This is a genomic window from Holdemanella hominis, assembly GCF_014306155.1.
Taxonomy (GTDB): Bacteria; Bacillota_I; Bacilli_A; order Erysipelotrichales; family Erysipelotrichaceae; genus Holdemanella; species Holdemanella hominis.
This window is the reverse complement of sequence record NZ_JACRWH010000022.1, coordinates 1-16,876: the sequence shown is the minus strand read 5'-3', so window position 1 is coordinate 16,876 and position 16,876 is coordinate 1. Positions and strand designations below refer to the sequence as shown.

12 protein-coding genes and 1 pseudogene are annotated in these 16,876 nt (G+C 29.0%); 1 reads left to right on the top strand and 12 read right to left on the bottom strand.

All coding sequences use genetic code 11. From position 1 onward, the window contains the following. Positions 1 to 20 precede the first annotated feature (20 nt). From H8911_RS06520 to H8911_RS06465, 12 genes and pseudogenes are all read right to left on the bottom strand, one after another. A complete protein-coding gene (locus H8911_RS06520) occupies positions 21 to 3,383 on the bottom strand; it encodes a YobI family P-loop NTPase (RefSeq protein ID WP_117926592.1) in 3,363 nt (1,120 codons plus the stop codon). A gap of 93 nt (positions 3,384 to 3,476) precedes the next feature. Further along, positions 3,477 to 3,626: a hypothetical protein gene (locus H8911_RS06515; RefSeq protein ID WP_158567640.1), complete on the bottom strand. Its 150-nt coding sequence runs from the start codon at positions 3,624 to 3,626 to the stop codon at positions 3,477 to 3,479. Continuing rightward, entirely contained in the window at positions 3,574 to 4,665 is a 1,092-nt protein-coding gene (locus H8911_RS06510; RefSeq protein WP_186999076.1) for a hypothetical protein, read from the bottom strand. The genes H8911_RS06515 and H8911_RS06510 overlap by 53 nt, the downstream gene beginning before the upstream one ends. 18 nt (positions 4,666 to 4,683) lie before the next feature. Continuing rightward, positions 4,684 to 5,220 (bottom strand): hypothetical protein, encoded by a 537-nt coding sequence (locus tag H8911_RS06505; RefSeq protein WP_117926590.1) that lies wholly within the window; start codon positions 5,218 to 5,220, stop codon positions 4,684 to 4,686. Positions 5,221 to 5,229: 9 nt separating this feature from the next. Next, complete coding sequence (pglX, locus tag H8911_RS06500) at positions 5,230 to 8,766, bottom strand: BREX-1 system adenine-specific DNA-methyltransferase PglX (RefSeq protein ID WP_186999075.1); 3,537 nt, start codon at positions 8,764 to 8,766, stop codon at positions 5,230 to 5,232. A 15-nt stretch (positions 8,767 to 8,781) separates the two neighbouring features. After that, positions 8,782 to 9,621, bottom strand: coding sequence for a tetratricopeptide repeat protein (locus H8911_RS06495; protein ID WP_117926693.1), 840 nt, complete (start codon positions 9,619 to 9,621; stop codon positions 8,782 to 8,784). Positions 9,622 to 9,640: 19 nt separating this feature from the next. Continuing rightward, a complete protein-coding gene (gene brxC, locus H8911_RS06490) occupies positions 9,641 to 13,189 on the bottom strand; it encodes a BREX system P-loop protein BrxC (RefSeq protein ID WP_186999074.1) in 3,549 nt (1,182 codons plus the stop codon). A 14-nt stretch (positions 13,190 to 13,203) separates the two neighbouring features. Beyond that, positions 13,204 to 13,758: a DUF1788 domain-containing protein gene (locus H8911_RS06485; RefSeq protein ID WP_117926695.1), complete on the bottom strand. Its 555-nt coding sequence runs from the start codon at positions 13,756 to 13,758 to the stop codon at positions 13,204 to 13,206. Positions 13,759 to 13,767: 9 nt separating this feature from the next. Beyond that, on the bottom strand, positions 13,768 to 14,367 hold the full coding sequence (locus tag H8911_RS06480) for a DUF1819 family protein (RefSeq protein WP_117926696.1): 600 nt from the start codon (positions 14,365 to 14,367) through the stop codon (positions 13,768 to 13,770). A gap of 14 nt (positions 14,368 to 14,381) precedes the next feature. Further along, the gene (locus tag H8911_RS06475; RefSeq protein WP_117926697.1) at positions 14,382 to 14,582 is read right to left on the bottom strand and encodes a helix-turn-helix domain-containing protein; all 201 of its coding nucleotides are present in this window, start codon (positions 14,580 to 14,582) and stop codon (positions 14,382 to 14,384) included. Positions 14,583 to 14,858: 276 nt separating this feature from the next. Further along, on the bottom strand, positions 14,859 to 15,617 hold the full coding sequence (locus H8911_RS06470; RefSeq protein ID WP_186999073.1) for a hypothetical protein: 759 nt from the start codon (positions 15,615 to 15,617) through the stop codon (positions 14,859 to 14,861). Between the two features lie 81 nt (positions 15,618 to 15,698). After that, positions 15,699 to 16,345: pseudogene (locus H8911_RS06465) on the bottom strand (VirD4-like conjugal transfer protein, CD1115 family); the annotation flags it as partial. Between H8911_RS06465 and H8911_RS06460 the strand changes: the two are divergent. After that, positions 16,312 to 16,578, top strand: a complete 267-nt coding sequence (locus tag H8911_RS06460; RefSeq protein ID WP_117923650.1) for a hypothetical protein — start codon at positions 16,312 to 16,314, stop codon at positions 16,576 to 16,578. The pseudogene H8911_RS06465 and the gene H8911_RS06460 sit on opposite strands and share 34 nt — an antisense overlap. The last annotated feature ends 298 nt before the right edge of the window (positions 16,579 to 16,876 follow it).

Genomic DNA, 16,876 nt, shown 5'->3' with positions numbered 1-16,876 from the left:
ATCTTTCTTTTTCTTTAATTTCATTTTACATATTTTTGATTTTTACTAATTCTATAATAATCATCTTGTTTTGAGAAAGAATTTATATATTTGCATTTAGATAATGCTAACAATATCTCTTGAGACACAGGATTAACTTTAATTTTTGGAATTCTGTACTTTTCAAATAATTTTAAGTATTCTTCGTAATTTAAATTTACAAAATTATTTTTAATATCGTCTAGTGAGTCTTCATATATTGATTGTATTAGCAAATTATTCTTTGACGATTCAGAAATATCTGACTTAATCAATTGTTTTCTTAATTCAGTATCTAATTTAAATTCATTATAGATGATATCAGAAATATTCTTTTTTGCATGCAAGAAAATTGATTCCTTATATTCTTGATACTTTGAATAATTTTCAAGTAGTACTACCTCTTCATCTGAATCCAGATAATCACCAGATTCTATAACATTTTTTACAATCTCTGCACAATAATCTTTGTTAAGTACTAATATCTTTTCATTCAGATTTTTTATAAATTCAATTTTTAAATCTAGCTCAATATCAGATTTAAGTATATGCTCTGTTTCTATTTCATTCGAATCAATTGAGTCTATTAAATCTATATAATCTTCTATATTCTTATCAACAAATTGTAATACAATAAACTCATCATAATTATCTCTTATGAAAAGAAGATTATTTTTATTCATTTTAATGATTTTATTATTGATTAATGAGTTGATTTTTTCGTAATTTACGTCTGTCGTGCTAAATACTATATATTTTAATCCAATCGAATCCATAAATTCGTCAAACTTTTTCAAAGAAATAATATTATTATTAATTAAATCATTTAATAAAACCTTTTTTTCTTCATTTGTTAAAGTATCATCCACTTTAATTACCTTATCAGACGAATTAATAAATGTTGATATTACGTCATCTAATCCTTTTTCTTTTATGTACAACATAACATTGTGACTGGTGTATTCAATGCATTTATTGGAAATTAGATATTCCCATACATCGTCACTTTTGATTTTACCAATATCCTGGATTTTGGTTTTAATATTATCAGCATAATAAATTCGTGTATCACTATTAATTTCTGCGTGATTTAAAATTTTTATTACTGTTTCCTCATTATCCTTAAAAGACATGTTATTATCTTTAAATATATTAATAACAGTGTTAATATTTGCATCTACATAATTAGTCAAAGACTGATCTTCCGCATAAATATCAGTTAGACAATTTAATCCATTATTATTTGAATAGTATGTGTTAAAAGCACTCTCTACGTTTCTGTAATTGATTGCATAAAGATTGTTTTTATAGATAAATGCGGCCAAATCTCTATTAATTTTATTAAACGAAATTTGAGATATTTTAACATTCAATTTTGATAAAGCTTTTCCTATGTTATCTATATTGTATTCGTCTTTCATATCTATATATAAATTTTCGGTAACATTCAAATACTTAAATAAGCATTCATCTTTATTCATTTCTAAAACATGTTCATTTCCATCCACTGATAGTAAAGTTAATATAAAATTTTTTCTTCTATTTTCTAATAAACTTGAATCCTCTATAATCTCTTTAACACATAATGGCCAAGATTGGGTAATAGCAGAAATTAGTCTTTCTTTATTTACTCCATGTTCCAATAAACCTATCAAGAAAATAGGATTATTTTTCCTCTTCAACAATTCAAATGTTGTATTAAAATGATTTGAATCTATCATACTTACATATTTTAAAAGATCTAAATTTAATATTTCTTTTTTGTCAAAATCAGCAATGTCTAAAAACTCCATAATTAATTTTGGATTGTCTAATTTATAATATTCTTCTAGCACTGTTGAATCTGTTAAACTTCGTAAAAACTTCTTGTCATTATTTGTGATATCATTTGGATAAAAATATGAAATATAATCATAATAGTTTTCATCAATATAACCAGCAGAAATTAAGTAATTCAATAGATCAAAATAGTAGCTATTTTTAATATATCCATATTTATTTGTTTTATTGTTTATCAAATACTCAAAATCGGTCCTTCCTGCCAATTCGATATATTTAGTGTTTTTACATTTGATTTTTTCTGATTTTGCTTCTTCAACCCCCATATTACCTAAACTTTCTTTATTACTAATATCATCCAATTGTTTATCAACCCATTGATTTCGGCATTGAAACAAATTGTAAACATAACCTTCATTAAAATGAAGGTCAGTAAAATCTTTAGGATATGTATTCTTATATATCATCATCGCAAACAATTTATTATAATCTAGATTTAAGTTTGATTCTAAATTATTTTTCGGTTCCAACCTATTTATATAAATGAGAAAATCATTAAATATGTTTTTTAATAACCTTAAGTCATCAATATATAAACAAGCTCTTCTCAAAAAATTAACATTCATTTTTGGTTCTAATCCAGACTCTACCATGAGATCTTTAATTTTATTAAAAGAATTTGAATTATTCATAACAGGAATCACCGGTATCTCAAAATCAAAAAATTTTGTATTGTCCTTTGCATCTAGCAAATCCCCTCTAACTAAATAGAAAAAACGTATAGTACGGTGATTCTTATTATTTAATCGTAAATTGATTATCTTATTCAATTCACGTAATTGTTCAAATATTTCTACATCCTCAAATCTATCTATGTCTTCAAAAATATAGTTATCACTTTTGTTCTTTTCAAATAAGTACAATATTTCATTTAAATATTTATCAAAGTAGGATGTACTTTCAGATAATAATTCAATATCATTTCCTTTTATGCTTATTTTTTTGAATATATTTTTATTTATTTGTAATTTAACAAAGAAATAAACAATCAAAAACAAAGTGATAACAAATAATAGAAATAAGATTATTAAAACAGACGGATAAGAGTTCCTAAAAATAGCTTTAAATAAATCTGGCTTCATTAATCCTATAAAGCTAAGTAAAAACACCAAAATAATTAACGAATAATTCCTAATAACATTATCTTCTGTTAAACATTCTGTTTTAATTTTAAAAATCGATTTGTCTATTTCAGAGGGATTAAGTTGTTGTATTATTTGATTAACAATTTTACCTTCTATCAAATTATTAACATCTAAAATGGGGTGTTCTTCACTCGCTTTGCCTTTTCCATCATTTGATTTTTTTTCATAATTAAAATGAGTTAAAGAAATAGTACTAAATTTACAATCTGTATGTGATTTTTTATAAGATTCTACAATTGAACTTTTCCCAGATCCATAAGATCCACTTATAGCAATATTTCTAATATCATCATTTTTGAAAACAAACTCAAATGCTTCATCATACACTTTGATATCAGCATCTGTTTCGGGAGTTAATTTTTGAAATTTTAAATTTGCCATAAGTTATGAATCCTCCTCTTCTAATCTTATATCATAGTAATTTAACTTTTTTTACACATACAACTTGAAATATCATCAATGTTTACAACGAACCTATATTTTGTTCTTAACTACATTCTTACCGATTGCTAATCCAATTGAACCTGCTGTTACTACTATACTACCTAAAACTTTTGCTCCTTTAACAAGTTTAGCCTTCTTTGCATGTTTCTTTGGATTCACTTTCATTTGTTTCTTTTTCATTGTTAATAGCCTCCAATAATTGTTCTCCACTAACTTCAATAGCTAGTCCTTCATATTTGGTGTTTAATTCCAAACATTCTTTTTTATCTTCTTCAAGCAATTGAATGTCATTGTTAAATATAAAATCATAATCATCATCTGAATACATATGTTCAATTGACATTACATTTGAATAATCTAATTCTTTTAGTTTATTAACAGACTCTAAATAAATAGATTCAATAACTTGAGGTTGTTCTATCAATAAATGAGCTGCCGCAATATATTTAGTAGACTCCTTATATAAATTAAACAAATCTACTATTTCATTGTACTCATCAGACTTCTTATTCCAATAATCCATATGAATAAAACCCTCGGCCAATTGCAGAGCCTTCGATTTAGGAATCGCATCAAACTCATTGATTTGAAGTTTCAATTCTTCATAAATCTTATCTTGAGCATTAATCAAATCGTGAATACCATTCTCAATCGCAATTCTTTTACCAGGATCATCATCACTACGCTTTAAAGCTAGATATACTTGTTTTTTACCAGACTCAAGTAAAGCAATACGATCATTCATTTGACCCTTTTGAATATGCTTAACCGACTTACAAATAGACTCCAATAATTCAGTTTGTTCTTTTATTGAACTTTGCAATTGAGCCATTTGAATTTGTTGAGACATATCCTGAATAGGATTACCCTGCACAAAAGATTCCTTCTTAATGTTTAAAGGAGTAACAATCTTATTTCTACCATCCTCTCCCTTTCGCACTAAAGAAGGCCATAAGTCACCCGTCTTAGCATTTTTCATAATCCAATACTCACCAGATTCATATTGCTTCTGAAACTCCTCTGGTATCTCAACTACATACTCCGTACCCTTCTGAACATTATCCAAAATATCCTTCACATCCACTATTTCTAGTATTTTATTAAGGACATCCTTAAAAGGTATATGCAAATTAGGATCATTTGAACGCATTACTCTATACGTATCATATACATACTCTTCAGGCAATTCATTTTTAACTTTTTGTATTTCATTATCCATACTCTATAACACCTCATTTTAATCAAAATGTCCAATCTTATGATATCTGTAATAGATTTCAGTAAATATTCGATATGCGGTATCTGTTAAACTAACAACTTCTTGGCCATTTTGATTTCTCGTCTTTAATACATTACTTGATCCATAAATAGAATTTGAATAAGGGTTTCTAATTTTAATTACTATTGGCTCATTTTCATTTTTTATACAATCCCTAATAAAATCACGATCCTCATAAGACAAACGGTCGGCATATTTTCTATAATCTTCAATATACTTTTCATATTCTTCTGCATCTCTTTGTTTCTTCGATCTAACATACTTTTTATAACTTCGATGAACATTTATTTTTTCTTTTATATACAATAAAAATTGTATCAATATAAAACAAACACTAAAAATAAATAACTTAAACCAATCATCACCAATTTTTATCAGTACCCAGTTATCCCTTGGAATTAAAAGGTAAACAGCAATTGCAATAACAAACGAAATCAAAGTAGGCATCAAATGCTCCTTTAAAAATAATACTAACGGTTTCTCTAAAAAATTCATTCATTCTCCTTATTTTATTTTAGCCAATAATTCTTGGAATTTAGCATAATTCACCTTAATGCCATCATCCAAATCCATTGGTTCCATCTTATCTGCCCAGTGATGAACAATCTCTTCATACTTATTCAATTCTAATAATTGTTCATTAATCTTCTTTAATTGTTTAGACAATTTAACCTTTTCACTCGTAGAACCAGCCATATCAATCTGTTCTTGTAATAATTCAATCTGTGTTCTATAACGAGCCTGCTGTGGATGGATATATCCAGTTCTCATACGAGCAATTAAATCTGGTGTATATCTATGAATATAAACTAATGCTTTAAATCCATTCTTTTTACCACTATCAAACAACCAATAAATTGGACGCTTACCAGATCCAGTTACCTGATATGTATTACAATGATCCTTAAAGAAATCATTTAAGAAATAATTACGCAATACTTCTCTAGGCGTACCCTTACCACCTAATGCATCCGCAATAAATTTCAAATTTTCTTCTAAAGTATCAGAACCATAAACAACACTAACAAACTCTATAAAACGACTTTCAATATCATCCTCAAAATATTCTTCATCACAAATTGGAATGATATCATCAGCATCTGGAATAAATGTAGTATATTTACTACTATCCCATTCACCACCAGCATAAGCCAATCCCTCAACATCTAAAGAATAACGACCAAACATACAACCAACCGCATAAGAAATAAATGATTTAATATCACGAACTAAATCAGCCTTACGAACAGTAACATCCTTATCCTCTACTTCAGGAGTTAATTCATCCTGTAATCCATAAATATCAATAAAGATTCTATTCAACTCTTCTTCATTAGCCTTTAATTGATTAAAACGCTCTTCACAAACCATACTCCATGCTTTATAAGCAGATGATATTCTTGCAGAAGGATCATAATCACCCCATGCAGATGCACCAGCCAGTCTTAACTCAACCAAAGGATGTGTCTTGAAATTCCATGATGTTTCAAATGAATCCCAATCATAAATACTCTTTTTAATACAATTTTCTACAATTAAATTAATTGTTGTATTCTCCTCATTTACATTAAATATTGGTAATTTTTGAATCAACCCACAATTAAAATGAATTGTTGGAGTTAAAATTTTAAGAAATTGTTCAGCAACTTTTGAATTTAAAAATCCTAATAATGATTTTGGAAGCTTTCCGCTTTGATTCTTACTAGAAATAGTTGGAGCTACATCTCCAAATATAAAACCTTTAGGAGTAAATCTAACACTAAATTTACCACTTGATACTTCTGACCAAGAAAAACCTTCTAAAAAATATTTATCCATACTTTTCATGGTTCTTGTAGGAGTCTTATACAAAGCTATAGCATAATCTTTTATATCTTTACCATCATTTTCCCAGTTAACAACATAGTTCATATTTCCATACCATTTGCGGTACTCTCCACCTTTTAAAAATGGCACCCATTTTCTTTCAATCTCTCTATTAAAAGAGAATTTAGTAACATCAATTTCATGCCATAATTTTAAAAAGCGGTTATTATCATTTGTTTGTAATCCACTTCTAGCATCATACAATTCTACTAATGGTTTAAGATTCCTGAAAGAACTATATATACTATCAGTTACCCAAAAAGCTACTGGGCTACCAGGTATATTTGAAAACTTATCTATTTTTTGCTCATAATAAAAGTCACAATTTGAATTATTAATGGCTTCTAATACTTTTTGTTTTTGTACTTCCATACCACCTTTGAAATCAGATAGGCGGAAATAATAACCAAGAGCATTAGAATGTTCGTTCTTTAACACAAATGAACAGATTGGAACGGTGGCTTCTTCATATGCTGAATATTCCATTTGAACCAATGTTGCAATTGATTTGTTGTTAATAATATATTCTCTTAGTTTTTCATAAGACTTAATAAACATCCATACAAATGGTGTCATAAAACCTAAATAGCCATTTTCTTTTGTGAAATCAAAATTTCTCTTTACAAACACCGCAAACAAATCAGAAGAATAATCTTTATATTTTTTTACTACATATTTTTTAAGTTCTCCTGACATCTTATTTAAATAAGGTGGATTTGTAGTCGTTACGCAATACTTTTTACTTAAGATTTCTGCTTGTTTAATTAATTTATTGATTTGATAGTAAGTATTTTCCATCCAATCCAATGAATATATAGAAAACTCTGCAGTTGAGTGAACTTCATCCACAAATTGTTTATAGCTATCATAATCTTTTTGTTCAACCTGAATTAATGATCCTAATTCTAAAGCATCTTTAAAAGTATGAAGTAAGTAATTAGACATTTCTTTGCTTGCTTCTGTTTCAATCATACCTTCATAAGATAAAGACTCTAAATCATTTGTTTCAACAACATTTGATAAATGATTTGAAACATTTGCTTTTAAGAAACGTCGATTGTACTTGCATCCTTGCATCATAATAGAAAAATAAGATAGCTGGTATGCACGTTCATCAATGTCTAAACCATATAAGTTATTTTCGACAATAGAAATAGCTGCATCACGATCTGACCAACCACATTCTCTATATATTTCCATTAATACTTCAAATGCATATGCTAATATGTGTCCAGAACCCATGCATGGATCAAAGAATGTTAATTCTTCTGGTTGAATTGGATCATTATCAATAATTGGTAAATTTCCATCTTTTCCTGTTGCTAAAAATTTAAGTTTACTTCTTAATTCACTATCCGGATTTCTTTCAATCCAATAACGACCTAAAGAGTTATCTACCATATATCGAACAACCCAATCAGTAGTAAACAATTCAGTAGCTGCTGGAATATCATTTTTTGAAACTTGTCCTTTTGTAAGATTAATAACTTCATTATGACGTTTAGAAATATAGTATTGATACATCCAACCAATAATAGTTACTGCATTTGTAGGCCCATCCGGATTATCCGTTTCATCTTTCCAATCCTCTTCAGGAATATCGCTAATCATTTTGGCTAGGACACTATCCTCTTTTAAAAGACCATCTGGAAACAACAATACTTTATAATCTTGATTTTTAATGGATGTAAACATATCTGGTAAATAGATAGTCATGTCATTACATACAGTTAGCAACAAATATTTATAAAGTTTTTCATCATCATTTTGTTCAATTAAATCAAATACTACCTTTTGATCCAATCCTGGAATATCTAAATGTAGGGCTTCTGTTTTAATTTCAGGCTTAAATTCATTATTTTCATTTGTAAAAACTCGAATTCTTTGAGGAAGACGATTATTCACTTCCATAAAACGAAGTGCAATGAAACGGTTAAACCAAGTATAAGCTACTTCTTCAACTACATGTTCTAATCCATGATGTTTCACTTCTTTAATTAATGCATTTAACTGATTTTTTTCTTCAATAGAAAGAATTTTTCCTTTAACTGAATCTACATTTAATTCTGGCGTACATGATTCTGTAAAACCATAGTCAAAAGCTTTTAATTTAATTTGATTTACTAACTGATCATGTGCATAGTTTGCATAACTTTTTATCGCATTCTTATTCATGATTAACTCTCCCTATTAATTCAATGGTTCCAATGGAGTCAATATGAATTCATCAATACATTCCTTGACTTCCATTTGTGTTTGTCTAATTTTGTGTATTCTATCTATTAAAGAAGGATTACCTTCATTCATAACTTCTAAAAGAAGTAATTCAGTGGTACTAAAGGCTTTTAAGGCCACTGTTAAATTATCTATAGTATTGGGTCTATGGTAATAATCCATTCCAATTCTATAATGAATTTCAGCTTTGATTCTGCTTGGTGCATCTAATTGTTCTGCAACATTTAAGGCATGCCAATATAAATCTTTTGCTTCTGGAATATCTTGTTCCACAAAATATCCGTTTAAATACATATCACCAAGTAAATATAATGCATGAGCACTATCATCTGTTAATGCACTCTTCACAAGATTGAAGTAAGCATCTTTATAGCTTTGCTCTACTCCACGACCATAGAAATAACATTCACCCACAAGAACATTTGAATCACCTATATGCTTTTCTTTAGAAAAATACTTAAATGCCTTTTTATAATTCACATGATTATATCTTTCATAATAATATAGACAACCAAGTTCATAAGATGCCATTGGATCTTGTGATTGGTAATACGCATCACGCAAAGCTTTGTCTATAAAATAGAAGATATCATCATCCATTAAATGATGTTTATCAGCCTGCATGAGTTCTCTAGCAACTTCAACAGGTGAAATGGTTGTTACTCTATTCTCATTATCCAAATATTTCTTGAGGATACGAATTGTTTCGTGACAATCATTAAATTTGTAACAAGCATGTCGCAATACATTATAGGCATCTTCACAATCCATGAATTCTTCTATTTCTCTAGACATAGGCACTCACTTTCTAAATCTACTTTAATTTGATTTGTTCATCATCATTAATATAACTTAATAATCTATTTTTAATACTAGCCAAGTATCGATCTACATCTTCAGCCGAACTAAGTTCTACTTCTCTAAAGATTACATTTCTTTGAAGTTCTCTTACTTTCTTTTTAGGTGCTTGTTTAGTTTCAGCTTTATATTCTTTTACATCCTCTTTAACTGTTGTTGTTTGCGTTAAATATCTTTGAATTTGATTTACAATCGAATCTTTTACCGCAAAAATACGATTGCTCTTCGCATATAAACCAAGAAGGCTATTTAATTGATCAATTTCATTTGAAATCTTTTTATACTCAACTTTCGCATTATCAATCAAAGGCTGAACTTTGGCTTGATTTACACTTGCTTCATTTATGATTTCATTCATACAATCATCAATTAAAGATTTTAACTCAACTCTTTTTTGATTCATTTCCTGCGTACGAATAGAATTGATTGTCGCAATATGCGTATTCAATTCTGGAATACGTTTATAATTAAATTTATTCGATACTTTTGTGATTTCTTTGATTTTTTCAATCGCATCCTTTACTTCCGGAATATCATATAAGAAATCTTTTTCATTGTCTAAAATCGAATCCTTTAAATTAAGCGCATTATCATAAAGCTTGATCTGACTTGAATAGAAGTTTTCTACAGCACACATATCATCCTTGCTGTCTAATAAATCATCTTTTAAATCACAAATTGTATTGATTAATGCAATATTATCACTTTGTGCAAGAAGAACTTTATTTACTAAATTTAAAGCTTCTTTAATTTCAGAAGAACCAGGATGAATTGTTGAATCATTCTGTTTGTTCATATCTTCCAAATGACTCTTCTCATTATTAAATTCCCTTACAATATAGGCAACTAAACCATCCTCATCATTTGGAACATCCATCACATCAAAATAATCTTTTAGAATGTCACGTACAGCCTTCATTTTTTGTGCAGGAATCACTTCACGAATTGAAATATTTGTTGATCCAGTTTCTGATTTCTTACGCAAATAATCTGGTAATTGGGGATTATTTGGTTGAATCATAGAACCTTGATGTTTGATAGTTACCTTTTGTTCATAAATCAAACGAGCTACTACTGCCGCAATATCAATTTCTTTCCAACCAAAAGGAATTGCTTGATAACGAGATTGAATATCGGACATTGAAGTAGGCAATTTATTCATTTTCTTCATTTCCAAATACTTATATAATTCTTCACAAGCTTCTTTATTTGGTTCCATACCATCCATAAGACCTTCTGTACCTGTTAAAATCTTACGAATGTCTGCATCTGTACTTACAGAATGATCAATCATATTGATACTGTGATATGTATGTTCAACCAACATTTCTAAAGCCTTGTTTAAAATTGCCTGTACAGAAGAACCAGAAATAGAAACGACTCTTCCACCAATGTAGAAAGTACCATTAATAATCGCATTATTAATTTTATCTTTCGCTTCATTCAATAAGCGACGAGCCTCTTTTTGTTTGTTCGTAATAATATTTTGAATAGATTCAGGCAATTGACTCACATTCTTTTGTTTAATATACTTATCAATCTTTAATGCATGCTCAATACCATCAAAAATTTTAAATTCAGTAGACAATTGACAAATCGCATCCGAATGTGATGATTCAGCTGACAATTTTAGAGTACTCGAATCCTCATAAGCTTCTGTAACAAAACGAAGCTTCATACCACCCGTAGTTAAACCATGGTTTTGTCCATCAACACTCTTATCAAATTCAAAATCATAATTAAAGTCATTTTTAGAATATCTATATTTCTTTGTAGTATATAAATCATCAAATATAATTGAACAAACTCGACTAATAACATTTGCTGAATCTACACTTTGATTACTAATTTCACGCTCAATATCCTGTTCTTCATCTGTCAAGAATTGATAAATGTCCCCATTACGAGCTATATAATTTTGTTTCTGTAAACGATTCAAAGATTCTTCAACCTGTTTTCTTAATTCAATCTTATCAACCGTAATCGTATCTGCCATTAGAATCGTTAAGTTTTCAATATTTGATTTAATATCATCAATATAACGAACTAAATATAATAATTTTAATAAGTTAGTATCATCCACGGTTAAACCATTATTATTACTAGCTGCTCTTTCGGCTCTTTCAATAACAGAACGAACCGAAGTATCCAAGAAACTATGCAAAGTATCATAGAACGCATACATAGGCACTAATGTAAGTTCATTCTTATCTTCAATATGTTGAGCTGATTCCTGGAAACCATTCAACATCGATCTTTCACCACTCGATTGGTGTTTTCCTGCATGACCATGTTTACGAATTTCATTAAATACTTTTTGCATGATTGTAAATTGATAAGGAACGAATGGGAAAATACGTGTAAATTCATCTTCACTTGAATATCCCTTTAAATCCTTCAATTCCGTATCAAACGCATATAAGTTACTCAATACATTCTCATTGTTTTCATAAACACCATCCAAAATTGTATTTGCCTCATCTGTCTTTGTTAATAAACGCTTCTCAATAACTTCACCAACTGAAGAAGAAGTTAAACTCAAACGAATCGCAAAACGAGCCATAATACGAGAAAATTCATCTTGACGAACTTTAATCATTTCATCCAAAGCTTCTTGACCAGTCGCAACAATCCAAACTTGACCACGACATACAGAGCCTAATTTTTCAATCAAAGACTGCAAGTTTAAAAGCATACTTGTATTTGTACCAATATACTGACCAGCCTCATCAATCATAAACAACAAGCGGAATCCTTTTGGTTTTGAATCCACATACGCCTTAATTTCATCCACCAACTGTGCAATTGAAATATCCGCTGTTTCTGTTCCATCAAACCAATGTTGTGCCGTATTTTCATTCATTACATCCGCTTCTACTAAAGCATCAACAACATCTTGCTCAAAGAATTGATATTCAGCACGCGTATCTAACCATGATTCTCCATTAATATCTTCATAAGCCTCTTTAAATGCATCCATCTTACCTTGTTTCGTGATAAACTGCTCTAATTTAGCTAGCTTCAAATCATTTCCATAATAACCCAAATGATCATAGAATACTTTCGCAAATACTTTTAATACAGCCGTATCATCCTTATGCATAGAACCTTCAACATCAATATTGAAAAGAATTGTTTCCGTAGGTACCTGCACACACTTTTGAACATTCATAAAAGAAAGTTGATCATCAAACTTTTCTTCAAAATAATCCACTGTCTTCATACCATTGATTTCTTTATTTTCCAATAAATAAGAAAGCATCTTTAAAAAATGTGATTTACCACTACCAAAGAAACCCGTAATCCAAACACCTACATTATCTGTTGGTCGATCAAAACTATCACTATATTCATTAAAGAATTTTGTGAAATGCTTCTTCAATTCAGTCGTAACAACATATTCTTTCACTTCTTGTTCAATGACATCTTCTTTTTCTTGTTCTACCTGAACAACACCATTTATCGTACGATCAATATCGTCTCTAAACATCTCTTTGATTTTCATACCCTTTATCTCCCTTAAATCATATTAAATGCTCTATAATATTCATTTGATTTTAATTTATTGAATAACTTCACATAATGCCCATCAAACGTTCCTGGATATAAAACAACAATAGGCTTATCATTCAAATCTTCTTGTAGTGCATTTAATAATGCATGTACACGAATAAAAGGAAAAGCTTTTCCAACTCCAGTTATAAGTAATAAATCATCATTCTCATTCAATTCAGAAACAATCTTTTTCGCAAAAGTCTTCGCATCACAACTCTTCTCAAATTGCTTCTCTAAAAACTCTGTTCCACGTCTTTCTTCCAACTTAGGAATACGATCCAAGATTCTCTTGTCTTCACAAATCGATAAGAATGTTTCGTATAAATCCACAATATGTACGTTACAACTTAAGTTTTCATTACTTAAGCGCTCAGTAAAAGCACGAACAGCCATTTCTTCTTTAGATTCGTAACAAAACATACGAATATTTACTTCATTACTTAAACCTTCACCTTTAAGGAAATCTGTTCTTTGAATCGTTTCTTTTAAAAGGTCTAATCTTTCTGTAATACTAGGCATAACTTCCTCCTACAAACATCCAAAGGCTACTAATGCCTCACTATTATTTGTATTTTCAATAGCTTCTTTAACTGAATAATCCAACAATACAGGATTTAATACTTCAGATCTGTTATTATCCAAATATCCAGTTTCAACCAATGTCTTCTTTAAGACTTGTTTGCACTTATAAATAGTTGCATCACTCCAAGAAGCCACAGTATCATTTTGCTCTTGAAGACGTGTAAAAAAAGAATTCAAATCCATCTTCGTCAATGAAGAATCTTTTGTTCTATACTTCTCACCAATAACAGTAATCATAAATTCCCAAACTAAACGGTAATAATTCATCATTAAAAATAAACATGCCTGCTTGGCAACATCTGAAGATTCTGTTGCGACAATATGAATCAATTCTTGACTATCTGTTTCTTTAAAACGATTTAAACAAACAGACGCAATATTCTTAATCATTCTTTCTGTTGGATACTGGAAAAGATTCTTGTTTACGATTTCTTCTAAAGCTTTATTTTCATCCATTCTTTCATCTAATAAACGAGCTACAATTCTCATTTCATGAAACAAAAATTGTTCTCTAGTGATTGTTCTATATTTTCTATTTATATCCATAAAAACCAACACCCCTACTTAATCAATTCCACTACATCATCAAATGTACAATCCAAACAATCACAAATACGAATCAACGTATCCATAGATACTGTTTCATGTTTAGATAGCTTTGCAAGTGTAGCCGGTGTTAACTTAGCTTCTTTAGCCAAATCTGTTTTTTTCATGCCCTTATCAATCAATAATTTAAATAGCTTATTATAACTTATCTGCATAAAATATCCTCGCTTAGTATCTATTATACGTGAAACACTTACAGTATTAAATAAGAAATATTACGAAATGTGAATATTTCATCAATAAAAAATAATATAGAATAAAATTTAAATTGGACTATTATTAAAACTAATAAAATAACCAAAATAAAAGCAGAGGTGCCCCTGCCATTCGTACTAATCATGACTATCGTCTTGTCCTTAATTCGCTTTAATTTTTTAATTTGATGAACTAGAATTTTTCTGTTTCAAATAAATGCTACATATAACTGTATATTAAGTTTCAAACCATTTATTCAATTCATTTTCTGCATCTTTTACTGATTGATTAATTATCGTTTGTTCTTCCACAGTAAGGATGTTCTTATTATATTTCATCTTTTTTTTGATAAAAGTAAGTTTTTGGCACCAAAACCTATATGCACAGTTCATATAAGCAATAACCTTTTCTGGTGAATCTATTGCTTCTTTACCATGCATAATTAGTTCATCCACTAATTCATGACTTTCTATCCCATAAATTTTATAACAATAGTTATATATAGTTTCTTCCTTCTGATCCGTTCTAAATAAATCTAAATATTCCTTTAAATATGAGGTATTATTAAAAGACGAATTATTAAATAGTAAAGAAGTTTCATCATTATAGTAACTATCCAACGCCCATATAAATGTGTCTACCCTATCGTTACCAATTCCTTTTTTAGTGATTTGTAAATTTCCAGTTTGTGGCATCAATGAAATGTTTAAAACTGATTTATATAGTTTCACACATCTCTGTAATTGTATATTATAAAGTTTTTCATATTCTGATGGTATTTCTCCCAAATAGCCTTCATATTTTTTTCTAATGGAATATGCCCATCCAGGTCCAAAATTATAATCCGTATCACCACTCATATTAATGGACTTGTTCCCAAAAACAATTTCCATATAACTTCTTTCTTTATTCTTTACAATGGTTTTATCATTATCAATACCATAAAATAATTTATATAATATCCATGCCAAATCACTTGTGTCAAACTCTTCCATTAACCATTCTTTTCCTTAAAATTCCAGTTTATCGTTATATTTAACTTAATTATATCAAATATACTTATTGCCATAAAGTAAAGCATTTTTCCTATCATAATCTTCAAGTAACTTATAATTATCATGTTTAGTAATATCGTATTTGCCAGATAAGAATGGTCTTACTCCTCTAAGTTGGAATATACACTTGCTACCATCCATAACAGTGATTTCATCTTGACTCATTATATCTTTACCAGTCTTTTGATAATTCAGTCCATAACTATTAGCATTTGATCTAGTTTCTGAAGTGTTATATAAATCAATTGTTTCTTTACCAAGTGTTCAGATAATTCTTTTAGTGTTGTTTTCTCTTTTCCACCTAAGAATAATGTGCTATCACATTTACCAACAATCATATCTGCGTTATCTTTATAGATAGCTTTTAATTGTGATTGTGCTTGTAATGTAATACTTGCAGAAAATTCTCTTGAACGAATTGTAGCTATCAACTTTTCAAACTTAGGAATTAAACCAATATTCGCAAACTCATCTAATAGAAACCTAACATGGACTGGTAATCTATCAGCATATTTATCATCCGCTTTATCACAAAGTAAATTAAATAACTGTGAATACATAATTGATACCACAAAATTAAATGTATCGTCTGTATCTGAAATAATGACAAACAAAGCATTTTTTCTATCTTTTAATGTATCAAGGTCTAATTCATCTTCATTTGTTAAATGTGATTCATCAAAAGATTGACTATCTCAATAATGATCTTCACTATACAGATATTCAAATCATGGACAAACAAAAAGACATTGATTATACCGTTCTTTGTATTTATGAGACGCCACAAAAGATTGACATGCAAATGTTGATGGATGTACCAACCGTATTCTCTAAATACAGAGTGAATCTTGAAGATGTAGTTACGCTACAAGAAAAAAAGAATAGCTTTGATCACGACTAAATCACGAGTGTCTTGAATTAGAAAGCTTAAGAAAAGAAGCCAAAGAAAAATCAAATGACCTTGATCGATATCGTAATCTTAAACAATATGTTGAAAATCAATTGAGTTCCAATCGAACTGCCATTTGTAAATGTCAACATATCAAAAAGTCTAGAAACGCACAAAAGCCCCTTTAATTAGGATATTTAAATTCTTGTAGGGTCGAACATAGTCCTTAAATTTTTATAGGGTCGTTTTATAAGTAGTAAAAAAATTCTATAAAATATCGTAGGGTCGTGTTCGTCCCATTTTTTTATAT